Genomic DNA, 24,219 nt, shown 5'->3' on the forward strand with positions numbered 1-24,219 from the left:
GCTGCTGTGGACGTTTTTCGGCGTTGACGGGGGCAAGAGGCAGTGGGTAGACTAAAAGCATGGACACGAGCGGAGGGATGGAAAATGGAACGCATCACATGGGATCAATACTTTATGGCGCAAAGCCATTTGCTTGCGCTGCGCAGCACGTGCACGAGGCTCGCCGTCGGAGCGACGATCGTGCGCGATAAGCGCATCATCGCCGGCGGGTACAACGGGTCGATCGCCGGGGGCGCCCATTGCATTGATGAGGGGTGTTACGTCATTGACGGTCATTGTGTGCGGACGATTCACGCCGAAATGAACGCGATTTTGCAATGCGCCAAGTTCGGCGTCCCGACCGAGGGGGCGGAGATGTATGTCACCCATTTTCCGTGCTTGCATTGCTGCAAGGCGATCATTCAAAGCGGCATCCGCGCTGTCTATTACGCCCAAGACTACAAAAACCACCCGTACGCCTTGGAGCTGTTTGCTCAAGCTGGCGTCCGGCTTGTGCAAGTGCCGCTGAAAACGGATGTGTTCGCCTTGCTTTCCGGCGGCGGAGGGGGAGCATGAAAGGACAAGCCGTCTATCCCGCCGCGGCGGCGCTCTTTGCCGTGGCGGCGGCCTCGCCGTCCAAAACCACATGTCTTCTCCTTATCATTTATCTCCTTCTTCTTTTCATCCGCCGGCCGCACTGTTTCCTTCCTGCTCTCGTTGCAGCTCTCTTCTTTTTTGTCTATTTTCTCATCGTTGACCATCATAACAAAACTTCCCTTTCCGGCGGCCGTCATTCGCTTTCCGTTCGTTTTTCCGCCGCGCCGGCGATCGACGGCGATCGATTGCAGGCGGCGGTGCAAGCTGGTAAGGAGCGGGTGCAGCTTCGTTACATCATTCGGACGGCTGCGGAAAAAGAAGCGCTGCGTGCGCGTCTTATGCCCGGGGTCGTGTGCCGGCTGAGCGGAATGCTCGAGCGCCCTATGCCAGCCAGCAATCCGTATGCATTTGATTACCGCCGTTATTTGCGCCGCCATCGTATCCATTGGCTCTTTCTCCCTGAGGCGATCGATCTTTCCGCTTGCGTGCGCGTCCGTCCCACCATCATCGAACGGCTTGAGGCGATTCGTGAGGCTGGCGTCCGCCGCATTGAAGCCCAGTTTCCGCCGGAAGCGGCCGGCATCGCCGCTGCGCTCATTTATGGCGAACGCCGCTCGTTGGACGAGGAAGTGATTAGCGGTTACCAGCAGCTCGGGATCATCCATTTGTTGGCCATTTCCGGCGGCCATGTCACCCTGCTTGTCGGCGCTGCGTTGGCCGTTGCCATTCGGTTTGTGACGCGCGAAGCGGCCGTGCTTGCTTTGCTCGTTTTCTTGCCTATGTATGCGGTGCTCGCCGGCGCTTCGCCGTCGGTGCTGCGCGCCTGTGCGACCGGGATGATTGTATTGGCCGTCCAGTGGAAAAAAGGAATGATCCATCCGCTGGATGCGTTGAGTTGGACAGCGCTTGCCCTGCTCGTCTTTGACCCATATATGGTTTGGGATGTCGGTTTTCAACTATCATTTCTTGTCACGTTTGCCCTTCTCGCCCATGTGTCGGTGCTCGCCTCTGCTCGTTCGATGCTCCAAAACTTGTTTCAGACCGCGCTCGCCGCTCAGCTTGCCGCGCTGCCGATTTTGCTTTACCATTTTTATGAAATTTCTGTTTGGAGCATAGGGCTGAATGTCTTCTTCGTCCCTTGGTATTCATTTGTCATTTTGCCCATTGCTTTTCTATCCGCAGTTTTTTCCTTTTCTCCGCTCATTTGGCTGTTTAGCCGCCTCATTGAGCTGACGGACGCGGTTGTCCGTTTTTTCTCGGTCGATTACTCGTTTATGCTTGTGCTCGGGCGTCCGGAGCCGTGGTGCTTAGCTGGCTATCTGACGGCCATCGCGGCGGCGTTTTTGGATTGGGAACGCGGCCGCCTGCTCCGCGGATTGACAGCGGTGGCGGCGGCGACGGCGCTTCAGCTGGCCGCCCCGTATGTGGATCCGAAAGGGGAAGTGACGGTATTGGATGTTGGGCAAGGGGACTGTATTTATATTGAGCTCCCTTATCGAAAAGCAGTCTATCTCATTGATACCAGCGGGACGCCGGAATGGGTGCGCGAACCGTGGCGCAAGCGGTCGCGGCCGTTTGCCGTCGGCCGCGACGTTGTCGTGCCGTTTTTAAAAGCCCAAGGGGTGAGGACGCTTGATCAACTGATTTTGACGCACGATGACGCCGACCATATCGGGGCTGCTCCCGAGGTGATGGGAGCCGTGCGCGTCAAGAAGATTGTCACAAGCCCAGGAGCGCTGCCGGCCGTCAAGGCGATGGCGCGCCCGTTTTCCGTGCCGGTGGCCGCCAGCGTGCGGGGGGATCGGTGGAAGGTGGGGGATGCCGCGTTTTCCGTATTGCACCCGGAGGCGGGAAACAATGAGGATAATAACGGCTCGCTTGTATTGCTTGCCCGCCTCGGCCGCTTGACATGGCTGTTTGCTGCGGATATCGAGGAAGAGGCGGAACAGGCGCTCATCCGCGCTTATCCAGAGCTGCGCGCCGATGTATTGAAAGTCGCCCACCACGGCAGCAAAACGTCGACAACAGAGCTGTTTTTGCGGACGGTCAAGCCGCGAGCGGCCATCATTTCCGTCGGCCGCTACAATCGCTACGGGCATCCGTCCCCCGAGGTGCTTATGCGGCTTCGGCAACAACGGGCGATCATTTGGCGGACGGATGAAAACGGGGCCATTCGCTATGTGTATGACGAAAACGGTGGAACCTTTCAGGTGATGAAACCATAAGATGTAGTGCACAAAAAAGCGGAACGTTTCAGCAGAAACAAAAAAATAAGGATTGCTTATGTAAGCAATCCTTATCGACCGAAAAATTCGATCAACGTTGCGATGATGAACATGGTAGCGAAAAAGCCGAACGACACGATGAATCCGACGGCGGAATCGACGGCGTCATTTCGTTGGCTTTGCACTTCCTTTTCAAATACGTTCATCGTTTTCCCCCTCCTCGTTCAATCATTTTTAGTATAGACGAAAACGCGTGAAAAATCTACCGCCGCTCGCTTCTTTTCCTTCCTTGACAACAGTTGACACAAATACTTTCAAACGGCCGGGAAAACATAAAAATAACCCGCTGGCCAATAAGGTCCTAGGACTTATAGGCTGGCGTTTATATAAAGGGGAACCGGTTTTTTCGGCAGCCGGTTCCCTTGTAAAATGACGAAAAACGGTGTATCTTTTCTAGCAGAGACGTTTGCTAGGGAATGGAGACGGGAACATGCTGGAACGCGTATGGGGAAACATTGAAAAACGGCGTTTTTCTCCCCTTTATTTATTATACGGCAATGAGCCGTTTTTATTAACGGAAACGTATGAGCGATTGGTGAACGCAGCGCTTGGCCCCGAGGAGCGCGAGTGGAACTTGGCTGTGTACGACTGCGAGGAAACGCCGGTCGAGGCGGCGCTTGAGGAGGCCGAGACGGTGCCGTTTTTCGGCGAGCGGCGTGTCATCCTCATCAAGCATCCATATTTTTTCACGTCTGAAAAAGAGAAGGAGATCGAACATGATTTGGCGAAGCTGGAGGCGTACTTGAAGGCGCCGTCGCCGTTTTCGATCGTCGTCTTTTTCGCGCCGTACGAGAAGCTTGATGAGCGAAAAAAAATTACGAAGCTCGCCAAAGAGCAAAGCGAAGTCGTCATCGCCGCCCCGCTCGCCGAAGCGGAGCTGCGCGCCTGGGTGCGGCGCCGCATCGAGAGCCAAGGGGCGCAAGCAAGCGACGAGGCGATTGATGTCCTGTTGCGGCGGGCCGGGACGCAGCTTTCCGCCTTGGCGAATGAAATCGATAAATTGGCCCTGTTTGCCGGATCGGGCGGAACCATCGAGGCGGCGGCGGTTGAACGGCTTGTCGCCCGCACGCCGGAAGAAAACGTATTTGTGCTTGTCGAGCAAGTGGCGAAGCGCGACATTCCAGCGGCGTTGCAGACGTTTTATGATCTGCTTGAAAACAATGAAGAGCCGATCAAAATTTTGGCGCTGCTCGCCGCCCATTTCCGCTTGCTTTCGCAAGTGAAATGGCTTGCCTCCTTAGGCTACGGGCAGGCGCAAATTGCTGCGGCGCTCAAGGTGCACCCGTTCCGCGTCAAGCTCGCTCTTGCTCAAGCGGCCCGCTTCGCTGACGGAGAGCTTGCTGAGGCGATCAACGAGATCGCTGACGCCGATTACGAGGTGAAAAGCGGAGCGGTCGATCGCCGGTTGGCCGTTGAGCTGCTTCTGATGCGGTGGGGCACCCGCCCGGCGCAAGCGGGGCGTCACGGCCGGCGGTGAAGCGATCGCCCGGCCGTTTGCCGTGAACATAAAGAAAAACAAAAAAACGACCTGGCGCCAGGTCGTTTTTGATTAGGAAGCTTGGATGCTGTTCAATTTTTTCGCTAAGCGCGATTTTTGCCGGCTGGCGGCGTTTTTATGGATAAGGCCTTTGCTTGCAGCTTTGTCTAATTTTTTCGACGCAATAATGAATGCCTCGCGCGCTTTTTCCACGTCTTTCAATTCAACAAGCGCTTCAAATTTTTTGATCGCCGTACGCATGGCCGATTTCATCGAGGCGTTGTGAGCCCGGCGCTTTTCGCTCGTTTTCGCGCGTTTGATCGCTGATTTGATGTTAGCCACGTTCGTTCACCTCCGTTACCATTCCTACTTTCTGTTGTGAACAACAGGAAGAACAAGTGTTATTCTATCAAACGTGTTTGGATTATGCAAGAGTGTTCAAGCGAAAATCCTTTACGAAACATGAATGACCGGGCCTGAATGCGGCGACAATAAAAGAAAACGGCAGAAATGGGAGGAACGACATGGAACAGCAGCTCGATTTACGCCAGTACTCGGTGCGAACGGATTTAGCGATCGAAGCGCATGAGATCGCACTCGAGGAGCGCTTGCAGCAAAAACAAGAAAGCGCCGCGCCGATTGAGGGGGTCATCATTCATGACGAGGAGATCAACGGCGTCAAGCTGTCGCATGTGCATGTCACGGAACAAGGAGCGGCCTCGATCGGCAAAAAGCCAGGCCACTACGTGACGATTGAAGCGCAAGGCATCCGCGAACAAAACACCGAGCTGCAGCAAAACGTGCAGCGCATTTTTTCCGAGCAGCTCAGCGCCTTTTTCAAGCGGCTCCGCATTCCCGATCAAGCGAGCTGCTTGATCGTCGGGCTCGGCAACCAAAACGTCACCCCGGACGCGCTCGGGCCGCTCACGGTGGAAAACGTGCTTGTCACCCGTCATTTGTTCCAGCTGCAGCCGGAAAGCGTCGAGGAAGGCTTCCGGCCGGTGAGCGCCCTTGCTCCGGGGGTGATGGGGACGACCGGGATTGAAACGAGCGACATTATCGACGGCGTCGTCCGGAAAACAAAGCCGGATTTTGTCATTGTGATTGACGCCTTGGCTGCCCGCTCGATCGAACGAGTCAACGCGACGATTCAGATTTCTGACACCGGCATCCATCCTGGCTCCGGGGTCGGCAACAAGCGGAAAGAGTTAAGCTATGAAACGCTTGGCATTCCGGTCATTTCGATCGGCGTTCCGACGGTTGTCGATGCGGTCTCCATCACGAGCGACACGATCGATTTCATTTTGAAGCACTTCGGCCGCGAAATGCGCGAAGGGAAACGGCCGTCAAGCGCGCTCGCTCCGGCGGGCTGGACGTTTGGGCGCAAACGAAAATTGACGGAACAAGACATGCCGTCGCCGCAAGAACGGTCGACGTTTCTTGGCATGGTCGGCACGCTTGGCGATGAAGAAAAGCGGCGCCTCATCTATGAAGTGCTCGCGCCGCTTGGGCATAATTTGATGGTGACCCCAAAAGAGATCGATTCGTTTATCGGCGATATGGCCAACTTATTAGCCGGCGGCTTGAATGCGGCGCTGCATCGGCAAGTCGACCAAGGCAATGTCGGCTCCTACACCCATTAGACAAAAAACAGTTCTATCTTTTCCCGCTTGGCCATACGTTAAAATGAAGAGACAAGCCGGGAAAGGGTGGGAATATGAAACGATGGCGCTCCCCAAACGTCATGATCGCGATTCCAGGAGCCAGCATAAAGAAACTGTTGATGCTCATCATCCTTGGCTGCATGATGATGTTTATGCTTGTCGGAGCGCTCACATCGCTGCGGCCGGAATACCGTCCGTCGTCATCATCGCTGAACGATATGGCGGCCCATTTTCCGGAAGAGACGTTCATTCGTCTGTTCGCCTTGGAAAATCGATATTTTGCGCAGCTGCTGCCGAAAGATCGGCGGCAGACGAATTACTCATCGCTATTGTTCCGCCTGGCGACGAGCATCAATCCCGATGACCCGCGCAGCCTGCTTGGCAGCGAGCTGCCGGGCTTTGCCCTTTATGACAGCAAAATTCTCATCGCTGGTGAAGGAACGGATTATACGAACATGCCATACGAATCAGCGCCGCCGCTTGAGGCGATGCTTGCGGAACGGCAAGCCTCGGTCGATGAACTCGAACAAGCAAACAAGAACGAAGATGAAAAACCGGTTCCCCCGCCATCGCAGACGACCGGAGGGAAAAAAGTGGTCTACATTTACAATACCCATACGCATGAGTCGTTTTTGCCGGCGCTCAAAGGGGTCACTGACCCGGATTTGGCGTTTCACCCGACGGTCAACATCACAAAAGTAGGGGAAAAGTTAGCGGAAGAACTGGAAAAGCGCGGCATCGGGGCTGAAGTGAGCAAAATCGACATTGTCAGCGAATTGTTAAAGAAAGGGATGAAATACTCCCAATCGTATGATATGTCCCGCCAAACAGTGGTCGCAGCAATGAAGCAAAATCGTGACTTGCACTACTTCATCGATATCCATCGCGATTCGCAGCGGCGGAAATATACGACGGCTACGATCAACGGCGTTGATTATGCGCGTGTCGTATTCATTATTGGCGGAGAAAGCGCGACATACGAGAAAAACTTGCAGCTGGCTACCGCGTTGCATCAGTTGCTGCAAAAGAAATATCCAGGGTTGAGCCGCGGGGTGATCGAGAAAAAAGGAGCCGGGACGAACGGCAAGTTTAATCAAGATTTATCGGAAAACGCGATTTTAATTGAAGTCGGCGGTGTTGACAATACGTTTACTGAGTTGTTTCGTTCCGTGTCGGCGTTGGCCGATGTGTTCAGCGACTATTATTGGCAGGCGGAAAAAGTCGAAGCGCCGGCTCCGGCGGAGAAAAAGTAAAGGAGCGTCACTATGGCACGATGGTTCATCCGCTTTACTCTAGCGATCTTTCTTCTTTTTTTCGGCGTGTTGTTTGGCATGCAAGAGGCGCATCGCGGCATGGAACGGATGCGCGGTTATGCCGATCCGTCGTTTCCATCCGTCATCGATATGAAAAAAAGGGAAAATGGTGAGGTGGAAGCGGCGGTGTTTGGCCGGCCGGTCGTTGCTGGAGATTTAGGAGAAAAGCAAGAAACGATTCGCGAGCTGAAAACGTTCAACTTGTTCTCTAGGCTCGGCCAACTTTTTGCCGATGCCGTCACCGCGCTCATGGAAATGCTGTTTTCGCTCGTCGGCCGGGTGTTGGACTAGCCCGTTCATGTGCGGACGAAACAGGAACGTGCCGTCAAAATGGCGGCTTTTTCTTTTGGACGCCGTCCGCCGGCTGGAGCACAAAGTGCTGCGCTTTCCATATTGTCGATTGTTTTCTTGGCGCGGCTCTGGCCGTTTCGCGTCTTTCCGGAAAGCCCGAACGGCGGCTTGGCTTTTCGTTCATCATTGAATCTTCTTCGCGCTGTTGCTATAATCAAAGCTAGTGTAGTTTTGCGAAGAAGCAGGAGTGAGAGACGATGAACCGGGAAGAACGGTTGAAACGGCAGGAACGGATCCGCAATTTTTCGATTATTGCTCACATTGACCACGGAAAATCGACGCTGGCGGACCGCATTTTGGAAAAGACGGGGGCGCTGTCGGAGCGTGAATTGCGCGAGCAGACGCTCGATACGATGGAGCTTGAGCGCGAGCGCGGCATCACGATTAAATTGAATGCGGTTCAGTTGACATATAAAGCGGAAAATGGCGAAGAGTATATTTTCCATTTGATCGACACGCCGGGCCACGTCGACTTTACGTACGAAGTGTCGCGCAGCTTGGCCGCTTGCGAAGGGGCGATTTTGGTCGTCGATGCGGCGCAAGGCATTGAAGCGCAGACGCTCGCCAACGTGTATTTGGCGATCGACAACAATTTAGAAATTTTGCCGGTCATTAACAAAATCGATTTGCCAAGCGCTGAACCGGAGCGGGTGCGTCAAGAAATTGAGGATGTCATCGGTTTGGACGCCTCTGACGCGGTGCTTGCTTCGGCCAAAGTCGGCATCGGCATCGAAGAAATTTTGGAAAAAATCGTCGAAAAAATTCCGGCTCCCTCGGGTGATCCGGATGCGCCGCTGAAGGCGCTCATTTTTGATTCCCTTTATGACCCGTACCGGGGCGTCGTCGCCTATGTCCGCGTCGTCGACGGAACGGTGAAGCCAGGGCAGCGCATTAAAATGATGTCGACCGGCAAGGAGTTTGAAGTGACGGAAGTCGGCGTGTTCACGCCGAAGCAAAAAGTCGTCGACGAATTGACGGTCGGTGATGTCGGCTATTTGACCGCCTCGATTAAAAACGTGAAAGATACGCGCGTCGGCGATACGATCACCGATGCCGAACGGCCGGCAGCTGAACCGCTCCCGGGCTATCGGAAGCTCAATCCGATGGTGTTTTGCGGGATGTATCCGATCGATACGGCGCGCTACAACGATTTGCGCGAGGCGCTCGAGAAGCTGCAATTGAACGATGCGGCGCTCCACTTTGAGCCGGAAACGTCGCAGGCGCTTGGGTTCGGCTTCCGCTGTGGATTTCTCGGCTTGCTTCATATGGAAATCATCCAAGAGCGGCTCGAGCGCGAATTTCATATCGATTTGATCACGACCGCGCCGAGCGTCGTTTACAAGGTGCATTTGACCGACGGAACGGAAGTTGACGTCGACAACCCGACGAACATGCCCGACCCGCAAAAAATCGACCGCATTGAAGAGCCGTATGTGAAGGCGACGATCATGGTGCCAAACGACTATGTCGGTCCGGTGATGGAGCTGTGTCAAGGAAAGCGCGGCACGTTTGTCGATATGCAATATTTGGATGAAAAGCGCGTCATGCTCATTTACGATATTCCGCTCTCCGAGATCGTCTACGACTTTTTCGACGCTTTAAAGTCGAACACAAAAGGGTACGCGTCATTCGACTACGAATTGATCGGCTACCGGCCGTCCAATCTCGTCAAGATGGATATTTTGCTAAACGGCGAAAAAATCGATGCCTTATCGTTTATCGTCCATCGCGACTCTGCGTACGAGCGCGGCAAAGCGATCGTTGAAAAGCTGAAAGATTTGATTCCACGCCAGCAATTTGAAGTGCCGGTGCAGGCGGCGATCGGCAACAAGGTCATCGCCCGTTCGACAATCAAAGCGTTGCGCAAAAACGTGCTCGCAAAATGTTACGGCGGCGACGTGTCGCGGAAGCGGAAGCTGCTTGAGAAGCAAAAAGAAGGAAAGAAGCGGATGAAACAAATCGGGTCGGTCGAAGTGCCGCAAGAAGCGTTTATGGCCGTCTTGAAAATCGACGACCAGAAAAAATAACGAGCAAGGCTGTCTCCGTTGGGGATAGCCTTGTTTGTTTCCTGCGGCGCCGCCGGCTGAAAGGAGGAGGACCGATGGCCGTTTCAGCGTATTTTCATATTCCATTTTGCGCCCATATTTGCCATTATTGCGATTTTAACAAAGTATTCGCCGCCGGCCAGCCGATTGACGACTATTTGCGGGCGATGGACAAAGAAATGGCGTGGACGGCGGCGGAATTTGGCAGCCAACTCAAGACGCTGTTTATCGGCGGCGGCACGCCGACGGTGCTTGAGCCGGAGCAGCTCGGCTGTTTGCTTGCGAGCATCCACCGCCATTTTCAGTTTGACCCGCAAACGGCCGAATTTACCGTCGAAGCCAACCCGGACGGCTTGACGAAAGAAAAGCTCGCTATTTTGCGCGATGCCGGAGTGAATCGGCTGAGCCTGGGGGTGCAGACATTTGACGATCAGCTTCTGCAAACGATCGGCCGCACGCACCGGCGAGGCGACGTCATACGGGCTGTAGCGTTGGCCAGAGAAGTCGGGTTTCAGAACATCAGCATTGATGTAATGTACGGTTTGCCGGGGCAGACACTTGAGCAGTTTACGGCCGATTTAGAAGCGGCGTTTTCGCTTCATGTGCCGCATCTTTCTGCTTATTCCCTCATTTTGGAGCCAAGGACGATTTTTTATAACGAATGGCGGAAAGGGCGGCTCCGTCTACCGGGCGAAGAGATGGAAGCCGAGATGTACGAAGCAGCGATGGAGCAGATGGCTGCCGCTGGCTATCGGCAATACGAAATCAGCAACTATGCTTTGCCGGGATTTGAAAGCCGGCACAACTTGACGTACTGGAACAATGAGGAGTACTACGGCATCGGCGCTGGGGCGCACAGCTATATCGACGGGGTGCGGCGGGCGAATATCGGTCCCATCCGGCATTACATCAGCGCGATCGAACGCGGCCAATGGCCGCACCGCGACGTGCGCCGCTTGACCACTCGCGAGCAGATGGAAGAGGAAATGTTTTTAGGGCTGCGCAAAACGGAAGGGGTGTCCAAAGCCTGCTTTCGGCAAAAGTTCGGCCGCGACCTCCACGACATATTTGGCGCGGCGATCCGCCGGGAAATCGAAAACGGGCGCCTCGAGGAAACGGAGACTCACATCCGCTTGACCAAACGGGGCAAGCTGCTCGGCAATGAAGTGTTTGCCGCGTTCCTCGGCGAAATGTAAACATTGACATTTGCCGGGCGATTTGCTACTCTAGTAGTAGATTTAGCACTCGAATTGTTCGAGTGCTAACAGAGGTGAGACACGTGCTAACGGACCGCCAACTGCTGATTTTGCAGGTGATTATTGACGATTTCATTCGTTCTGGGCAGCCGGTCGGTTCGCGGACGTTATCGAAAAAGCATCAAATCGCGTTCAGCTCGGCGACGATCCGCAATGAGATGGCGGATTTGGAGGAGCTCGGCTATATTGAAAAAACGCACATTTCTTCCGGCCGTGTGCCGTCGGAAAAAGGGTACCGCTACTACGTCGACCATTTGCTGCCGCCGCAGCGGCTGACAAGGGCGGACATTCAAAAAATCCGCTCCGTGTTTGCCGAGCGCATCTATGAGCTGGAAAAACTGATGCAAAAGTCGGCGCAAATTTTATCCGAGCTGACGAACTATACATCCATCGCGCTCGGGCCGACGTTTAAAGAAAGCAAACTGAAGCGGATGCAAATCGTTCCGCTCAACGAACAGACAGCCGTCGCCATCGTCGTGACGGACACCGGCCATGTTGAAAACCGGGTCGTGACGATTCCGTCATCGATGGACGCAGGCGACCTCGAAAAAATGGTCAACATTTTCAACGAGCGGTTGAACGGCATTCCGCTCATTGATTTGAAAGAAAAAATGGAGACGGAAGTGGCCGACGTATTGCGCCGGCACATCCGCAACTACGACAGCGTGCTCAATACGCTCATTGAGACGCTCGATGCCCCTGAAGAAGAAAAAGTGTTTTTCGCCGGCAAGGCGAATATGCTCAACCAGCCGGAGTTCAGCGACATCCAAAAAGTGCGCCCGCTCCTGAACATCATTGAGCAGGAAAAAGACATTTATCGCCTGCTCCGCAAGCAAACCCAAAAAGGAGTGCGGGTTTCGATCGGGCATGAAAACGAACTGCGCGGCATGGAAAACTGCAGCTTGATTACAGCGACGTATTCGGTCGGCGATGAGCCGCTCGGGGCGATCGCGATTCTTGGTCCAACGCGCATGGAATACTCGCGCGTCATCACTGTCTTAAACCGTGTCGCTTCCGATTTGTCGGCCGCGCTCGCGAAATGGTATCAAAGTCAATAAGAATGGCCATATTGGATAACGGATGGATCGCGCATCCATCCTTTCCTTGTGGCCATTGATACATAAAAGGGAAGAGCCCCGGCAGGGAGGTGAAAGCGATGGAGCAAGGAGAAAAACAAGTGATGGAACAAGCTACATACGATGAGCCGGAGCGGGAGCAACCGATCGAGGAAGAAGCCGCCCCGCAGCCCGAGGGGGAATCAGGCGGCGTTCCGCTTGAAGAGGCCGGTGGGGAGGAAGCGGCGGAGCCGGCGGAAAAAGCGCCAACGGCCGAGGAGTTGGCGGCGGCCAAGGCGCAGATCGCCGAATTGGAAGCGAAGCTTTCAGAGATGGAACACCGGTATCTCCGCCTGTACGCCGATTTTGAAAACTTCCGCCGCCGGACGCGCCAGGAGATGGAAGCGGCTGAAAAATACCGCGCCCAAAGCTTGGCGAGCGATTTGCTTCCAGTGCTTGACAACTTTGAACGCGCGTTGAAAATAGAGACGGACAACGAACAGGCGAAATCGATTTTGCAAGGGATGGAAATGGTGTACCGGTCGCTTGTTGACGCCTTGAAGAAAGAAGGCGTCGAGGCGATCGAGGCGGTCGGAAAGCCGTTTGACCCTTATTTGCACCAAGCCGTCATGCAGGCGGAAGCGGAAGGCTATGAGCCGAACACGGTTGTTGAGGAGCTGCAAAAAGGTTATAAGCTGAAAGACCGCGTGCTGCGGCCCGCCATGGTCAAAGTAAGCCAATAAACGGAAACGGAGGGTGATCAGTGATGAGCAAAATTATCGGCATCGACTTAGGAACGACGAACTCTTGCGTCGCCGTGTTAGAAGGCGGCGAAGTGAAAGTCATTCCGAATCCGGAAGGAAACCGCACGACCCCGTCGGTCGTCGCGTTTAAAAACGGCGAACGCCTAGTCGGCGAAGTCGCCAAACGGCAAGCGATCACGAACCCGAACACGATCATCTCGATCAAGCGCCATATGGGGACGGATTACAAAGTCGAAATCGAAGGGAAGCAATATACGCCGCAAGAAATTTCGGCGATCATTTTGCAATACTTGAAGTCGTACGCCGAAGACTATTTGGGCGAGCCGGTGACGCGTGCGGTCATCACGGTGCCGGCGTATTTCAACGACGCCCAGCGCCAAGCGACGAAAGATGCCGGCCGCATCGCCGGCCTCGAAGTCGAGCGCATCATCAACGAGCCGACGGCCGCGGCGCTTGCTTACGGCCTTGATAAAGAAGAAGACCAAACGATTCTCGTCTATGACTTAGGCGGCGGGACGTTTGACGTCTCGATTTTGGAGCTTGGCGACGGCGTGTTTGAAGTGAAGGCGACGGCCGGCGACAACCATTTGGGAGGCGACGACTTCGACCAAGTGATCATCGATTATTTGGTCAATCAGTTCAAGCAAGAGCACGGCATCGATTTGTCGAAAGACAAAATGGCGCTCCAACGCTTGAAAGATGCCGCGGAAAAAGCGAAAAAAGAGCTGTCCGGCGTCACGCAGACACAAATTTCGCTTCCGTTTATCAGCGCCAATGAAAACGGTCCGCTCCATTTGGAAATGACGTTGACAAGAGCGAAATTTGAAGAGTTGTCCGCCCACCTCGTCGAGCGGACGATGGGGCCGGTCCGCCAGGCGCTTCAAGACGCCGGCTTGACGCCAGCCGATATTGATAAAGTCATTTTGGTCGGCGGTTCGACGCGCATTCCAGCTGTCCAAGAAGCGATCAAGCGCGAGCTTGGCAAAGAGCCGCACAAAGGCGTCAACCCGGACGAAGTCGTTGCCATCGGTGCGGCGATCCAGGGCGGGGTGATCGCTGGCGAAGTGAAAGATGTCGTCCTGCTTGACGTGACCCCGCTTTCGCTTGGCATTGAAACGATGGGCGGCGTATTTACGAAACTGATCGAACGGAACACGACGATCCCGACAAGCAAATCGCAAGTGTTCACAACGGCGGCTGACAATCAAACGACGGTCGACATTCACGTTTTGCAAGGAGAGCGCCCGATGGCGGCGGACAACAAATCGCTCGGCCGCTTTCAGCTGACCGGCATTCCGCCGGCGCCGCGCGGCGTGCCGCAAATTGAAGTGACGTTTGATATTGACGCCAACGGCATCGTTCACGTGCGCGCCAAAGATTTAGGAACGAACAAAGAGCAGTCGATTACGATCAAATCGTCGTCCGGCCTGTCGGAAGAAGAAATTCAGCGCATGATTAAAGAAGCGGAAGAAAACGCCGAAGCCGACCGGAAGCGGAAAGAAGCCGCCGAGTTGCGCAACGAAGCCGACCAGCTCATTTTCATGACCGACAAAACGATCAAAGAAGTCGAAGGAAAAGTGAGCGCCGATGAGATCAAGAAGGCGCAGGATGCGAAAGAGGCGTTGAAAGCGGCGCTCGAGAAAAACGACATCGACGACATCCGCAAGAAAAAAGACGCGCTGCAAGAAGCGGTGCAGCAGCTGTCGATCAAGCTGTATGAACAAGCGGCGAAACAGGCGCAAAGTGCAGGATCGCAAGGCGGCGCTGCCAATCATAAAGACAACGTGGTGGACGCCGAGTTTGAAGAAGTGAACGACGATAAATAATGCAACCGAAAGTCAAAGTCAGGCCTGCCTTGGCTTTGACTTTTTTTCTAGCATTGACATATTGCCTTGCCGCAGAGGGAAATGATAAAATTAAATTTATGTGAGTGAATCGGGAGTGGATGATCAACGATGGCGAAGCGCGATTATTACGAGATTCTCGGCGTCAGCAAAAACGCGACGAAAGACGAGATTAAAAAAGCGTATCGAAAGCTTTCGAAGCAGTATCATCCAGATGTGAACAAAGCCCCGGACGCCGCGGAGAAGTTTAAGGAAATTAAAGAGGCGTACGAAGTGTTAAGCGATGATGAAAAGCGGGCCCGCTACGACCGCTTTGGCCATGCCGACCCGAACGAAACGTTTGGCGGCGGCGGATTCCAAGGCGGAGGGTTTGATTTCGGCGGCTTTAGCGGCTTTGGCGGTTTTGAAGATATTTTTGAAACGTTTTTCGGCGCCGGTCCGCGCAGGCGGGCGAGCGGTCCGCGCAAAGGCGCGGATGTCGAGTATATGATGACGCTTACGTTTGAAGAAGCGGCGTTCGGAAAAGAAACGGAAATTGAAATTCCGCGGGAAGAGACGTGCGACACGTGCCAGGGCAGCGGAGCGAAACCGGGCACAAGCCCGACGTCTTGTCCGCATTGCCACGGCAGCGGGCAAGTGACAAGCGAACAAGCGACGCCATTTGGCCGCATCGTCAACCGCCGGACATGCCCCGTCTGCGGTGGCACGGGCCGGTACATTCCGGAGAAATGCCCAACGTGCGGCGGCACGGGACGCGTCAAACGGCGGAAAAAAATTCACGTCAAAATTCCAGCCGGCGTCGACGACGGCCAGCAGCTGCGCGTCGCCGGCCAAGGGGAGCCAGGGGTCAATGGCGGGCCCCCGGGCGATTTGTACATCATCTTCCGAGTCGAACCACATGAGTTTTTCAAACGCGACGGCGACGATATTTATTGCGAAGTGCCGTTGTCGTTCGCCCAGGCCGCGCTCGGCGATGAGATCGAAGTGCCGACGCTCCATGGCCATGTGAAGCTGAAAATCCCGGCCGGCACGCAAACGGGCACGCGCTTCCGCTTGAAGGGAAAAGGGGTGCCGAACGTACGGGGCTACGGCCAAGGCGATCAGCACGTCATTGTCCGCGTTGTGACGCCGACGAAGCTGACCGAAAAGCAAAAGCAGCTGCTGCGCGAGTTTGAACGGCTCGGCGGAGACACGATGCACGACGGGCCGCACGGCCGTTTTTTTGAGAAAGTCAAAAAGGCGTTTAAAGGAGAAGCGTAAGCGCGATGAAATGGTCAGAAATCAGCATTCATACGACGCATGAGGCGGTCGAGGCGATTTCGAACATTTTGCATGAAGCGGGCGCCGGCGGCGTCGTCATCGAAGACCCATACGATTTGGTCAAAGAACGGGACGACTGGTACGGCGAGATCGTCGAGCTCAACCCGGACGACTATCCGGAAGAAGGGGTGATCATTAAGGCATATTTGCCGGTCAACAGTTTTCTTGGCGAAACGGTCGAACAAATTAAGCAGGCGATTAACAATTTATGGCTGTATGATATCGACCTTAGCAAAAATAAAATTACATTGAGCGAAGTAAACGAAGAGGAATGGGCAACGGCGTGGAAAAAGCATTATCACCCGGTGAAAGTGTCCGAAAAGTTTACGATCGTGCCGACGTGGGAAACGTACGAGCCGGCGTCTAGTGATGAGCTGATCATCGAAATGGATCCGGGCATGGCGTTTGGGACCGGCACGCACCCGACAACGGTCATGTGTCTGCAGGCGCTCGAAAAGTATGTGCGCCCCGGCGATCATGTCATTGACGTCGGCACCGGCTCCGGCATTTTAAGCATCGCCGCAGCGATGCTTGGCGCTCAGTCGGTGCGGGCGCTCGATTTGGACCCGGTGGCGGTCGACAGCGCGCGGCTGAACGTGAAGCTCAATAAGGTGCAGCATGTCGTAACGGTCTCACAAAACAATTTGCTCGACCATATCGAGGAACCGGCTGATGTGATCGTCGCCAATATTTTAGCGGAAATCATTTTGCGCTTTACTGGTGACGCCTACCGGTTGTTAAAGCCAGGCGGCCGCTTCATCACGTCTGGCATCATTCAGGCGAAAAAGCAGGACGTCAAAGACGGGTTGCTTGCCGCCGGCTTTGCCATTGAGGAAATCAACGTGATGGAAGACTGGGTGGCGGTTGTCGCCCTGAAACCGTAAGCAAAGAAGGGATGGCTGTGCAGCGCTATTTCGTTTCCGGCCAGGCGCAACAAGGCGGGATCGTCGCGATCAGCGGCGATGATGCCTATCATATCGCCCGCGTCATGCGCATGAAGCCGGGGGACGGGATCATTTGCGTCTTTCCAGACGGGCGCACGGCGGTGTGTGAAATTGAACAAATTGCCAATGAGCATGTGCAAGCCCGTATTGTACAATGGAAAGAGGAGCGAAGCGAGCTGCCGGTGCGCATCTACATCGCCCAAGGGCTGCCGAAAGGCGAAAAGTGGGAGCTCGTCATCCAAAAAGGAACAGAGCTCGGCGCCGCCGGCTTTCTTCCGTTCGAAGCCGCCCGGTCGGTCGTGAAATGGGACGCGAAAAAGGCGGAGAAAAAAGTCGAGCGATGGAAAAAAATCGCGAAAGAAGCGGCTGAGCAGGCTGAACGAACGGTGGTGCCGGACGTGCGGGCGCCGCTTTCGTTTGTCGAGCTCCTCTCCTTTGGCCAAACGGTCGATGTTCGGCTGTTTGCCTACGAAAAAGAGGCGCGAAACGCCCGGCATGCCGCGCTTCCGGCGCTTCTTTCCCGCCTCCGTCCGGGCGGCGCGTTGCTGGCTGTTTTCGGGCCAGAAGGCGGGTTCAGTCCGGAAGAAGCAGAACAGCTTCGGCAGCACGGCTTTTCGCCGTGCAGCCTTGGGCCGCGCATTTTGCGGACCGAAACAGCTCCGCTCTATTTGCTTTCCGCCGCCTCTTATGAATGGGAGCTGCGCGCGCCGAACGGCGAAGCGGAGCGCGCTTAGTGAGCAACATTGGCTGTTTCTTATAAAAGTTCGGTCCCGCTGATCCTTAAGCGGGGGGCAGAGTGAGGTGAACAAGATGCCGACAGTGGCTTTTCATACACTAGGCTGCAAAGTCAATCATTACGAAACCGAAGCGATTTGGCAGCTGTTTAAAAAAGCCGGCTACGAGCGAAAAGAGTTTGAAAGCCGTGCGGATGTGTATGTGATCAACACGTGCACGGTGACGAACACCGGCGATAAAAAGAGCCGTCAAGTCATCCGTCGTGCGGTGCGCCGCAATCCGGACGCCGTCGTCTGCGTGACCGGCTGCTATGCGCAAACATCGCCGGCTGAGGTCATGGCCATTCCGGGCGTTGATATTGTCATCGGCACGCAAGACCGGCATAAAATTTTGGATTACATCGAGCAATTCCAGCGCGAGCGCCAGCCGATCAACGCTGTTCACAACATTATGAAAACGCGCGTTTTTGAGGAGATGGATGTGCCGGAATTCACTGATCGGACGCGGGCGTCGCTTAAGATCCAAGAAGGGTGCAACAACTTCTGCACGTTTTGCATCATCCCGTGGGCGCGCGGCTTAATGCGCTCGCGCGATCCGCAGGAAATCATTCGCCAGGCGCGCCAGCTCGTCGCCGCCGGCTATAAAGAAATCGTTCTGACCGGCATTCATACAGGCGGCTATGGCACCGATCTGAAAGACTATAACTTTGCGTCCTTGTTGCGCGATTTGGACGAGCAAGTGCCGGGGCTGAAGCGGCTCCGCATTTCGTCGATTGAGGCGAGCCAAATCACCGATGAAGTGATTGATGTGCTGAAGCGGTCGGAGAAAATCGTCCGCCATTTGCACATTCCGCTCCAGTCTGGGTCGAATACGGTGCTCAAGCGGATGCGCCGCAAATATACGGTGGAATTTTACGCGGAGCGGCTCGCCCGGCTGCGCGAAGTGTTTCCAGAGCTGGCGGTGACTTCTGACGTCATCGTCGGCTTCCCAGGCGAGACGGAAGACGAATTTATGGAGACGTACAACTTTATTCGTGAACAACGGTTTTCCGAACTGCATGTCTTTCCTTATTCGAAGCGGACCGGCACGCCGGCGGCGCGCATGCCGAACCAAATCGATGAAGAAACGAAGCATGACCGCGTCCGCCGCTTGATCGCTCTGTCCGACCAATTGGCGAAAGAGTACGCCTCCCGGTTTGAAGGGCAAGTGCTCGAAGTCATTCCGGAAGAGCGCGACAAAGAGCGGCCGGATTTGTACGTCGGCTATACAGACAACTATTTGAAAGTCCGCTTCCCGGCAACCGAGGAAATGGTCGGTGAACTTGTCAAAGTGAAGATTACGAAAGCCGGCTATCCGTACAATGAAGGAGAGTTCGTCCGCGTTGTGCCGGATGAAATGGCCCGTTCGGTCAAATGGAGCTCATAACCCAGCCTAGTTGCTGGGTTTTTTCTGTCTTTTTCCGGAGACAATACGGATGGCTAGTTTTTGTCGAGGGAGCATGGTATGATGGTAGACGTCAGACTTTCCATCTTGACGGAAATGGCAGAAAGGGGTTTCTCCGAATGACGATGAATATCGCGAAAATGATCGATCATACGCTGCTCAAACCGGAAGCGACAGAACAACAAATCGTGCAACTGTGCACGGAAGCAAAGCAATACGGCTTTGCTGCCGTGTGCGTCAACCCAACGTGGGTGAAAACGGCGGCGCGCGAGCTTTCCGGCACGGATGTCCGCGTCTGCACGGTCATCGGCTTTCCACTTGGGGCAACGACGCCGGAAACAAAGGCGTTTGAAACAACGAACGCCATCGAAAACGGCGCTCGCGAAGTCGACATGGTGATCAACATCGGCGCGTTAAAAAGCGGGCAAGACGAGCTTGTCGAGCGCGACATTCGTGCGGTTGTCGAAGCGGCGGCTGGCAGGGCGCTTGTCAAAGTGATCGTTGAAACGGCGCTTTTGACCGATGAGGAAAAAGTGCGCGCCTGCCAGCTCGCAGTGAAAGCCGGCGCTGATTATGTGAAAACGTCGACCGGGTTTTCCGGCGGAGGTGCGACGGTGGAGGATGTGGCGCTGATGCGGAAAACGGTCGGCGACAGAGCAGGCGTCAAAGCATCAGGCGGCGTCCGTGACTGGAAAACCGCTGAGGCGATGATCAACGCCGGCGCGACGCGCATCGGCACAAGCTCTGGGGTGGCGATCGTCACCGGCGGGACGGGTCGCGCTGACTACTAAGCCCGGTTTCGGTCATGCAAAAACAGAATGACCTTTTCGATGGCGCCGACAAATGGAAGAGCAGCCACTGAGCAAATGACGTTGAACAAGACGCTCACATGAGCGAGCTGCACATCAGGCGCTGGGCTGAGCCTGGCGGCAAAACTGGCGAGCGGCTCGGTCCAAAAGGCGAACAAAGCGGCGCCGACGACGTTCAGCCATAGATGGGTGTAGGCGGTCAGCTGGGCCTCTTTGCTGGAGCCGATCGAAGCCAAAAGCCCGGTGATGCACGTACCGATGTTGGCGCCAAGCAACAGAGCAATCGCCGCGGACAGCGTCAACAGCTGTTCGTTTAAAAATCCCATGGCGATGCCGATCGTTGCCGCGCTCGAATGAACGAGAGCGGTGAGGACGATGCCGACAAGAAGGCCGACAGCGACGGATCGGTTCGTTTCTTTAAGCCATGCATCAACGAACGGATAGGCGGCAAGCGGTTTAGCGAGACTGCCAAAGCCGTCCATGGCAAACAGCACAGCGGCGAGGCCGACAGTGGTCATGCCGATGCCGAGAACAAGGCGATGGCAGCCGAAAAAAACAAGCAGCGCGCCGCTGACAAGAAGTGGGATGGCGCCATCGCCGATATCAAGCGTCATCAGCTCGGTCGTGACCGTCGAGCCGATGTTGCTGCCTAAAATGATGCCGATCGATTGGCGGAACGACAAGTAGCCGGCGGCGACAAGGCCGACCGTCATCACCATCACCGCTGAGCTGCTTTGCAGGAGAGCGGTCGTCGCCAAACCGGCGGCAAATCCTTGCAGCGGCGTGGCGGTAAAGCGCATGAGCCACCGTTTTAACCGATGGCCGGACAACGTGTAAAGCCCAGCTTTCATCATAAACATGCCAAGAAGAAACAAAGCGGTGTAAATGGCAAACAGCATCAGAAACGACCCCATGGGCGACTCCCCTTTCACCCTATATGTATGGGCCTTGTCCGCGGGTGATGACCGTTTTTTCAGCGCGGGGAAGAGGCGGCCAGCAGGCCGCCGCTGCTTTTTTTTTTATTGACCTTTTCTGTCAGCATGTATTATAATTGACAAGTACAATATGCAATGGTTGTTGTTCGGAGGGAGGGAAGCAGGATGTCCAAAACGATCGTTCGCAAAAATGAGTCGATCGACGACGCTCTTCGTCGCTTCAAGCGTGCCGTTTCGAAAACGGGCACTTTGCAAGAAGTGAGAAAGCGCGAATTTTATGAAAAGCCAAGCGTCAGACGGAAGAAAAAATCTGAGGCGGCTAGAAAGCGCAAGCACTAAGAGCATGCATTAAAGAGGGTGTATAATCGGTGAGTCTTCTCGATCGTTTGAATGACGATATGAAGCAGGCGATGAAAAACAAGGAGAAAGAAAAACTGTCTGTTCTCCGGATGCTGAAAGCGGCGCTGCAAAACGAAGCGATCAAGCTCGGCAAAAGCCCGCTCTCGGAAGACGAAGAGCTGACGGTTCTTTCTCGCGAACTGAAACAGCGTAAAGACTCCCTCCAAGAATTTGAAAACGCTGGCCGTTCAGATCTTGTCGAAAAAGTGAAAACCGAAATTGAAATTGTTCAATCGTATATGCCAACGCCGCTGACAGAGGACGAGCTGCGCGAATTGATCGAGCAGACGATCAAGGAAGTCGGCGCCTCTTCGAAAGCGGATATGGGAAAAGTGATGGGCGCGATCATGCCGAAAGTGAAAGGAAGAGCGGATGGTTCGCTCGTCAACAAACTTGTCCAACAACAGCTGTCATAAATGCAATGGGCCTTGCCGACAGGCAGGCCCGTTGTTTTTGAAAAGCGGTGCTAGAACCCCCTTTTGTCTCATACATATGAGATGAAAGGGGGTTCTTTTTGATGGTGAAAAAATGGCGCCAGCAGATGAAGCGGTGGATGGCGGAAAAGCTTGAACTTCCCGCCGACATTATGATGGATCTGCCCCGCATTACGATGGTTGGGCACATACATATTTACATTGAAAACCACCGCGGGCTGCTCGCGTTCAGCGATAAAGAGCTCCGCCTTTTGCTGCGGAACGGACAGCTCGTTGTCCGCGGCGAACAGTTTGTGATTAAAACGATTTTGCCGGAAGAAATTTTATTGGAAGGAAAAATCAGCCAAGTCGTTTATATAGATGAATAGCGAGGAGGAACGGAGATGAAAAACGAATGGGTCGACACACTCGCCGGCAGCGTGCGGGTCAAAGCGAGAGGGAAAGGGATCGAACGGTTGATCAACGCCTGCGTCCGCCAAGGGATTGCCGTCTGGAACGTGAAAAAGCATAGCGCGGATACCGCGACGTTTTTCATTAAGCTCAGCGACGTGAAACGGCTGCGCCATGTCGCCCGGCAAAGCGAATGCAAACTTTCGTTTGTCGGGAGAACCGGGCTGCCGTTTTTTTGGCGGCAGGCCTGGCGGAACAGCGGGTTTTGGCTCGGCTTGCTCCTTTTTATAGCGATTGTGTTTTTGCTTTCGAACATCGTTTGGAAGATCGAAATCAAAGGGGCGGCTCCAGAGACGGAGCATCAAATCGCCCGCGAGTTAAAGCGAATGGGAGTCGAGCGCGGCGCATTTCAGTTTCTGCTTGATGACCCGGAGACGCTGCAAAAAAAGCTGACGGAACGCGTTCCGGACATCACGTGGGTCGGCGTTGAGTGGAAAGGGACGTCGCTTCACTTCCGCGTCGTTGAAAAAGAGATTCCGGAGCCGAAAAAACCGATTCCGCCGCGTCATCTCGTGGCAAAAAAAGAGGCGGTCATCGCTGATTTGTTCGTTGAAGAGGGACAACCGCTCGTTTCCGTCAACGACTATGTGCAAAAAGGCCAGCTGCTTGTTTCTGGCATTATCGGCGCTGAAGGGAGGACGAAGTTTGTGCCGGCGTCAGGGAAAGTGTTTGGCGAAACATGGTACAAGTCTACGGTCGTCCTGCCGCTTGAGACGACGTTTCATGTGTTGACCGGCAAGTTCACCGAACGGCATTATGTCGGAATCGGGCGCCTTTTGATTCCTGTTTGGGGATGGAAGAAGCCGGTGTTTGCCCATACCATCGTTGAGACAGAAAAACGGCCGTTTCGTTTTTGGAAATGGGACTTGCCGCTCTATTACGAGCGCATCACGATCCGCGAGGCGGAAGAAGTGAAGCGGCGCTACACGTGGGAAGAAGCGTTCGCGGAAGCGAAAGAGATCGCCCGCCGCGAGCTGCGGGCGAAATTGCCGGAGGAGGCGGCCATTCGCAGCGAAAAAGTTTTGCATCAGGCGAAAGAGAATGGTAAAGTAAGGGTAGAATTGCATTACGAAGTCATCGAAAATATTGCTGTACCACAACCCATCGTCCAAGGAGATTGAGAATGTCAGAGCAGTTCGTTACGATCAGCCAACATGTGCGAAACCCGCAGGAAGCGGCGGCGCTCTTTGGCGTCCATGACATCCATTTAAAGCGGATCGAGGAAGAGCTCGGCGTGTCGATTGTGACGCGCGGGGAAACGGTCAACGTCTCCGGCACGCCGCAGCAAGTTCAGCTCGTTGATGAATTGCTTCGCCATTTATTGATCGTCATTCGCAAAGGGGCGGCGGTCAGCGAGCGCGACGTTCTTTACGCCATTCAGCTTGCAAAAAAAGGAGCGCTTGACGGCCTTGTTCAACTGTACGACGAGGAGATTACAAAAAACGCCAAAGGGAAGCCGATCCGCATCAAAACGTTGGGCCAGCGCTATTATGTTGCAGCAATTGAACAGTATGACTTGACGTTCGGCATCGGCCCAGCCGGCACCGGAAAAACGTATTTGGCGGTCGTCATGGCGGTCAAGGCGTTAAAAAACGGCAGCGTCAAGCGCATCATTTTGACTCGTCCGGCCGTTGAGGCCGGAGAAAGCCTCGGCTTTTTGCCAGGCGACTTAAAAGAGAAGGTTGACCCGTATTTGCGCCCGCTGTATGATGCCTTAAACGATGTGTTGGGAGCGGAGTATACGCAGCGGTTGATTGAGCGCGGCACGATTGAAATCGCCCCACTCGCCTATATGCGCGGCCGGACGCTGGAGGATGCGTTCGTCATTCTTGACGAGGCGCAAAATACGACGCCAGCGCAAATGAAAATGTTTTTGACCCGGCTCGGCTTCGGCTCGAAGATGGTCATTACCGGCGATATTTCCCAAGTCGACTTGCCGAAGGGCGTCGAATCGGGGCTTTCGGTCGCCAAGCGCATTTTGGCCTCCATTGGCGGCATCGCCTTTGTGTTTTTGGAACAGTCGGATGTCGTTCGCCATCCGCTCGTCGCGAAAATTATTGACGCCTATGATGAGGCGGGCTTATAGAACGAGAGCGACAGGATCGGTCTTTTCTTGCAAA

24 protein-coding genes are annotated in these 24,219 nt (G+C 54.7%); 21 read left to right on the forward strand and 3 right to left on the reverse strand.

Annotated features, from left to right (window positions below; all coding sequences use genetic code 11):
- The first annotated feature begins 84 nt into the window (after positions 1-84).
- Both CD000_RS02745 and CD000_RS02750 read left to right on the forward strand, forming a co-directional pair.
- Positions 85-555, forward strand: coding sequence for a ComE operon protein 2 (locus tag CD000_RS02745; protein ID WP_096224824.1), 471 nt, complete (start codon positions 85-87; stop codon positions 553-555).
- The gene (locus tag CD000_RS02750; protein ID WP_096224825.1) at positions 552-2,801 is read left to right on the forward strand and encodes a DNA internalization-related competence protein ComEC/Rec2; all 2,250 of its coding nucleotides are present in this window, start codon (positions 552-554) and stop codon (positions 2,799-2,801) included. The genes CD000_RS02745 and CD000_RS02750 overlap by 4 nt, the downstream gene beginning before the upstream one ends.
- 71 nt (positions 2,802-2,872) lie before the next feature.
- On the opposite strand, the gene CD000_RS02755 is transcribed toward CD000_RS02750, so the two are convergent.
- The gene (locus CD000_RS02755; RefSeq protein WP_011231993.1) at positions 2,873-3,007 is read right to left on the reverse strand and encodes a YqzM family protein; all 135 of its coding nucleotides are present in this window, start codon (positions 3,005-3,007) and stop codon (positions 2,873-2,875) included.
- A 284-nt stretch (positions 3,008-3,291) separates the two neighbouring features.
- Between CD000_RS02755 and holA the strand changes: the two genes are divergently transcribed.
- Positions 3,292-4,338, forward strand: a complete 1,047-nt coding sequence (gene holA / locus CD000_RS02760; RefSeq protein WP_096224826.1) for a DNA polymerase III subunit delta — start codon at positions 3,292-3,294, stop codon at positions 4,336-4,338.
- A gap of 72 nt (positions 4,339-4,410) precedes the next feature.
- Here the strand turns inward: holA and rpsT are convergent, their stop codons facing one another.
- Positions 4,411-4,680, reverse strand: a complete 270-nt coding sequence (gene rpsT / locus CD000_RS02765; protein WP_011231991.1) for a 30S ribosomal protein S20 — start codon at positions 4,678-4,680, stop codon at positions 4,411-4,413.
- Positions 4,681-4,862: 182 nt separating this feature from the next.
- Between rpsT and gpr the strand changes: the two genes are divergently transcribed.
- From gpr to deoC, 13 genes are all read left to right on the forward strand, one after another.
- Positions 4,863-5,981, forward strand: coding sequence for a GPR endopeptidase (gpr, locus tag CD000_RS02770; protein ID WP_096224827.1), 1,119 nt, complete (start codon positions 4,863-4,865; stop codon positions 5,979-5,981).
- A gap of 74 nt (positions 5,982-6,055) precedes the next feature.
- Positions 6,056-7,255 (forward strand): stage II sporulation protein P, encoded by a 1,200-nt coding sequence (gene spoIIP / locus CD000_RS02775; RefSeq protein WP_096224828.1) that lies wholly within the window; start codon positions 6,056-6,058, stop codon positions 7,253-7,255.
- A 12-nt stretch (positions 7,256-7,267) separates the two neighbouring features.
- Positions 7,268-7,606, forward strand: coding sequence for a YqxA family protein (locus tag CD000_RS02780; RefSeq protein WP_011231988.1), 339 nt, complete (start codon positions 7,268-7,270; stop codon positions 7,604-7,606).
- A 257-nt stretch (positions 7,607-7,863) separates the two neighbouring features.
- Positions 7,864-9,693, forward strand: coding sequence for a translation elongation factor 4 (lepA, locus tag CD000_RS02790; protein WP_096224829.1), 1,830 nt, complete (start codon positions 7,864-7,866; stop codon positions 9,691-9,693).
- Between the two features lie 74 nt (positions 9,694-9,767).
- Entirely contained in the window at positions 9,768-10,907 is a 1,140-nt protein-coding gene (gene hemW / locus CD000_RS02795) for a radical SAM family heme chaperone HemW (RefSeq protein ID WP_096224830.1), read from the forward strand.
- An 83-nt stretch (positions 10,908-10,990) separates the two neighbouring features.
- The gene (hrcA, locus tag CD000_RS02800; RefSeq protein WP_096224831.1) at positions 10,991-12,025 is read left to right on the forward strand and encodes a heat-inducible transcriptional repressor HrcA; all 1,035 of its coding nucleotides are present in this window, start codon (positions 10,991-10,993) and stop codon (positions 12,023-12,025) included.
- Positions 12,026-12,123: 98 nt separating this feature from the next.
- On the forward strand, positions 12,124-12,765 hold the full coding sequence (gene grpE / locus CD000_RS02805; protein ID WP_013524168.1) for a nucleotide exchange factor GrpE: 642 nt from the start codon (positions 12,124-12,126) through the stop codon (positions 12,763-12,765).
- Positions 12,766-12,788: 23 nt separating this feature from the next.
- On the forward strand, positions 12,789-14,612 hold the full coding sequence (gene dnaK, locus CD000_RS02810; RefSeq protein ID WP_013144701.1) for a molecular chaperone DnaK: 1,824 nt from the start codon (positions 12,789-12,791) through the stop codon (positions 14,610-14,612).
- 129 nt (positions 14,613-14,741) lie between these two features.
- Complete coding sequence (gene dnaJ / locus CD000_RS02815; protein ID WP_011231982.1) at positions 14,742-15,890, forward strand: molecular chaperone DnaJ; 1,149 nt, start codon at positions 14,742-14,744, stop codon at positions 15,888-15,890.
- A 5-nt stretch (positions 15,891-15,895) separates the two neighbouring features.
- Positions 15,896-16,834 carry a 50S ribosomal protein L11 methyltransferase gene (gene prmA, locus CD000_RS02820; RefSeq protein WP_096224832.1) on the forward strand — a complete coding sequence of 313 codons (939 nt, stop codon included), beginning with the start codon at positions 15,896-15,898 and terminating at the stop codon, positions 16,832-16,834.
- A 17-nt stretch (positions 16,835-16,851) separates the two neighbouring features.
- Complete coding sequence (locus CD000_RS02825; protein ID WP_011231980.1) at positions 16,852-17,628, forward strand: 16S rRNA (uracil(1498)-N(3))-methyltransferase; 777 nt, start codon at positions 16,852-16,854, stop codon at positions 17,626-17,628.
- A gap of 76 nt (positions 17,629-17,704) precedes the next feature.
- Entirely contained in the window at positions 17,705-19,054 is a 1,350-nt protein-coding gene (gene mtaB / locus CD000_RS02830) for a tRNA (N(6)-L-threonylcarbamoyladenosine(37)-C(2))-methylthiotransferase MtaB (RefSeq protein ID WP_011231979.1), read from the forward strand.
- Between the two features lie 137 nt (positions 19,055-19,191).
- Complete coding sequence (gene deoC, locus CD000_RS02835; protein ID WP_047758083.1) at positions 19,192-19,863, forward strand: deoxyribose-phosphate aldolase; 672 nt, start codon at positions 19,192-19,194, stop codon at positions 19,861-19,863.
- Here the strand turns inward: deoC and CD000_RS02840 are convergent.
- Positions 19,860-20,795 carry a Na/Pi symporter gene (locus tag CD000_RS02840; protein WP_096224833.1) on the reverse strand — a complete coding sequence of 312 codons (936 nt, stop codon included), beginning with the start codon at positions 20,793-20,795 and terminating at the stop codon, positions 19,860-19,862. The two genes, deoC and CD000_RS02840, sit on opposite strands and share 4 nt — an antisense overlap.
- 186 nt (positions 20,796-20,981) lie before the next feature.
- On the opposite strand from CD000_RS02840, the gene rpsU reads away from it, so the two are divergent.
- From rpsU to CD000_RS02865, 5 genes are all read left to right on the forward strand, one after another.
- Positions 20,982-21,155 carry a 30S ribosomal protein S21 gene (rpsU, locus tag CD000_RS02845; protein ID WP_008879912.1) on the forward strand — a complete coding sequence of 58 codons (174 nt, stop codon included), beginning with the start codon at positions 20,982-20,984 and terminating at the stop codon, positions 21,153-21,155.
- A 29-nt stretch (positions 21,156-21,184) separates the two neighbouring features.
- Positions 21,185-21,631 carry a GatB/YqeY domain-containing protein gene (locus tag CD000_RS02850; RefSeq protein WP_011231976.1) on the forward strand — a complete coding sequence of 149 codons (447 nt, stop codon included), beginning with the start codon at positions 21,185-21,187 and terminating at the stop codon, positions 21,629-21,631.
- Between the two features lie 101 nt (positions 21,632-21,732).
- Entirely contained in the window at positions 21,733-22,017 is a 285-nt protein-coding gene (gene yqfC / locus CD000_RS02855; RefSeq protein WP_013144709.1) for a sporulation protein YqfC, read from the forward strand.
- Between the two features lie 15 nt (positions 22,018-22,032).
- On the forward strand, positions 22,033-23,220 hold the full coding sequence (gene yqfD / locus CD000_RS02860; protein WP_014196371.1) for a sporulation protein YqfD: 1,188 nt from the start codon (positions 22,033-22,035) through the stop codon (positions 23,218-23,220).
- A gap of 2 nt (positions 23,221-23,222) precedes the next feature.
- Positions 23,223-24,185, forward strand: coding sequence for a PhoH family protein (locus tag CD000_RS02865; RefSeq protein WP_096224834.1), 963 nt, complete (start codon positions 23,223-23,225; stop codon positions 24,183-24,185).
- The last annotated feature ends 34 nt before the right edge of the window (positions 24,186-24,219 follow it).

It is taken from the genome of Geobacillus sp. FJAT-46040 (assembly GCF_002335725.1).
Lineage (GTDB): Bacteria > Bacillota > Bacilli > Bacillales > Anoxybacillaceae > Geobacillus > Geobacillus thermoleovorans.

Bases quoted from the DNA above. Each gene is read 5' to 3' on its own strand.
- CD000_RS02745 (WP_096224824.1), top strand. From the start codon at position 85: ATGGAACGCATCACATGGGATCAATACTTTATGGCGCAAAGCCATTTG.
- CD000_RS02750 (WP_096224825.1), top strand. From the start codon at position 552: ATGAAAGGACAAGCCGTCTATCCCGCCGCGGCGGCGCTCTTTGCCGTG.
- CD000_RS02755 (WP_011231993.1), bottom strand. From the start codon at position 3,007: ATGAACGTATTTGAAAAGGAAGTGCAAAGCCAACGAAATGACGCCGTC.
- holA (WP_096224826.1), top strand. From the start codon at position 3,292: ATGCTGGAACGCGTATGGGGAAACATTGAAAAACGGCGTTTTTCTCCC.
- gpr (WP_096224827.1), top strand. From the start codon at position 4,863: ATGGAACAGCAGCTCGATTTACGCCAGTACTCGGTGCGAACGGATTTA.
- spoIIP (WP_096224828.1), top strand. From the start codon at position 6,056: ATGAAACGATGGCGCTCCCCAAACGTCATGATCGCGATTCCAGGAGCC.
- CD000_RS02780 (WP_011231988.1), top strand. From the start codon at position 7,268: ATGGCACGATGGTTCATCCGCTTTACTCTAGCGATCTTTCTTCTTTTT.
- lepA (WP_096224829.1), top strand. From the start codon at position 7,864: ATGAACCGGGAAGAACGGTTGAAACGGCAGGAACGGATCCGCAATTTT.
- hemW (WP_096224830.1), top strand. From the start codon at position 9,768: ATGGCCGTTTCAGCGTATTTTCATATTCCATTTTGCGCCCATATTTGC.
- grpE (WP_013524168.1), top strand. From the start codon at position 12,124: ATGGAGCAAGGAGAAAAACAAGTGATGGAACAAGCTACATACGATGAG.
- dnaK (WP_013144701.1), top strand. From the start codon at position 12,789: ATGAGCAAAATTATCGGCATCGACTTAGGAACGACGAACTCTTGCGTC.
- dnaJ (WP_011231982.1), top strand. From the start codon at position 14,742: ATGGCGAAGCGCGATTATTACGAGATTCTCGGCGTCAGCAAAAACGCG.
- prmA (WP_096224832.1), top strand. From the start codon at position 15,896: ATGAAATGGTCAGAAATCAGCATTCATACGACGCATGAGGCGGTCGAG.
- mtaB (WP_011231979.1), top strand. From the start codon at position 17,705: ATGCCGACAGTGGCTTTTCATACACTAGGCTGCAAAGTCAATCATTAC.
- deoC (WP_047758083.1), top strand. From the start codon at position 19,192: ATGACGATGAATATCGCGAAAATGATCGATCATACGCTGCTCAAACCG.
- CD000_RS02840 (WP_096224833.1), bottom strand. From the start codon at position 20,795: ATGGGGTCGTTTCTGATGCTGTTTGCCATTTACACCGCTTTGTTTCTT.
- rpsU (WP_008879912.1), top strand. From the start codon at position 20,982: ATGTCCAAAACGATCGTTCGCAAAAATGAGTCGATCGACGACGCTCTT.
- yqfC (WP_013144709.1), top strand. From the start codon at position 21,733: ATGGTGAAAAAATGGCGCCAGCAGATGAAGCGGTGGATGGCGGAAAAG.
- yqfD (WP_014196371.1), top strand. From the start codon at position 22,033: ATGAAAAACGAATGGGTCGACACACTCGCCGGCAGCGTGCGGGTCAAA.
- CD000_RS02865 (WP_096224834.1), top strand. From the start codon at position 23,223: ATGTCAGAGCAGTTCGTTACGATCAGCCAACATGTGCGAAACCCGCAG.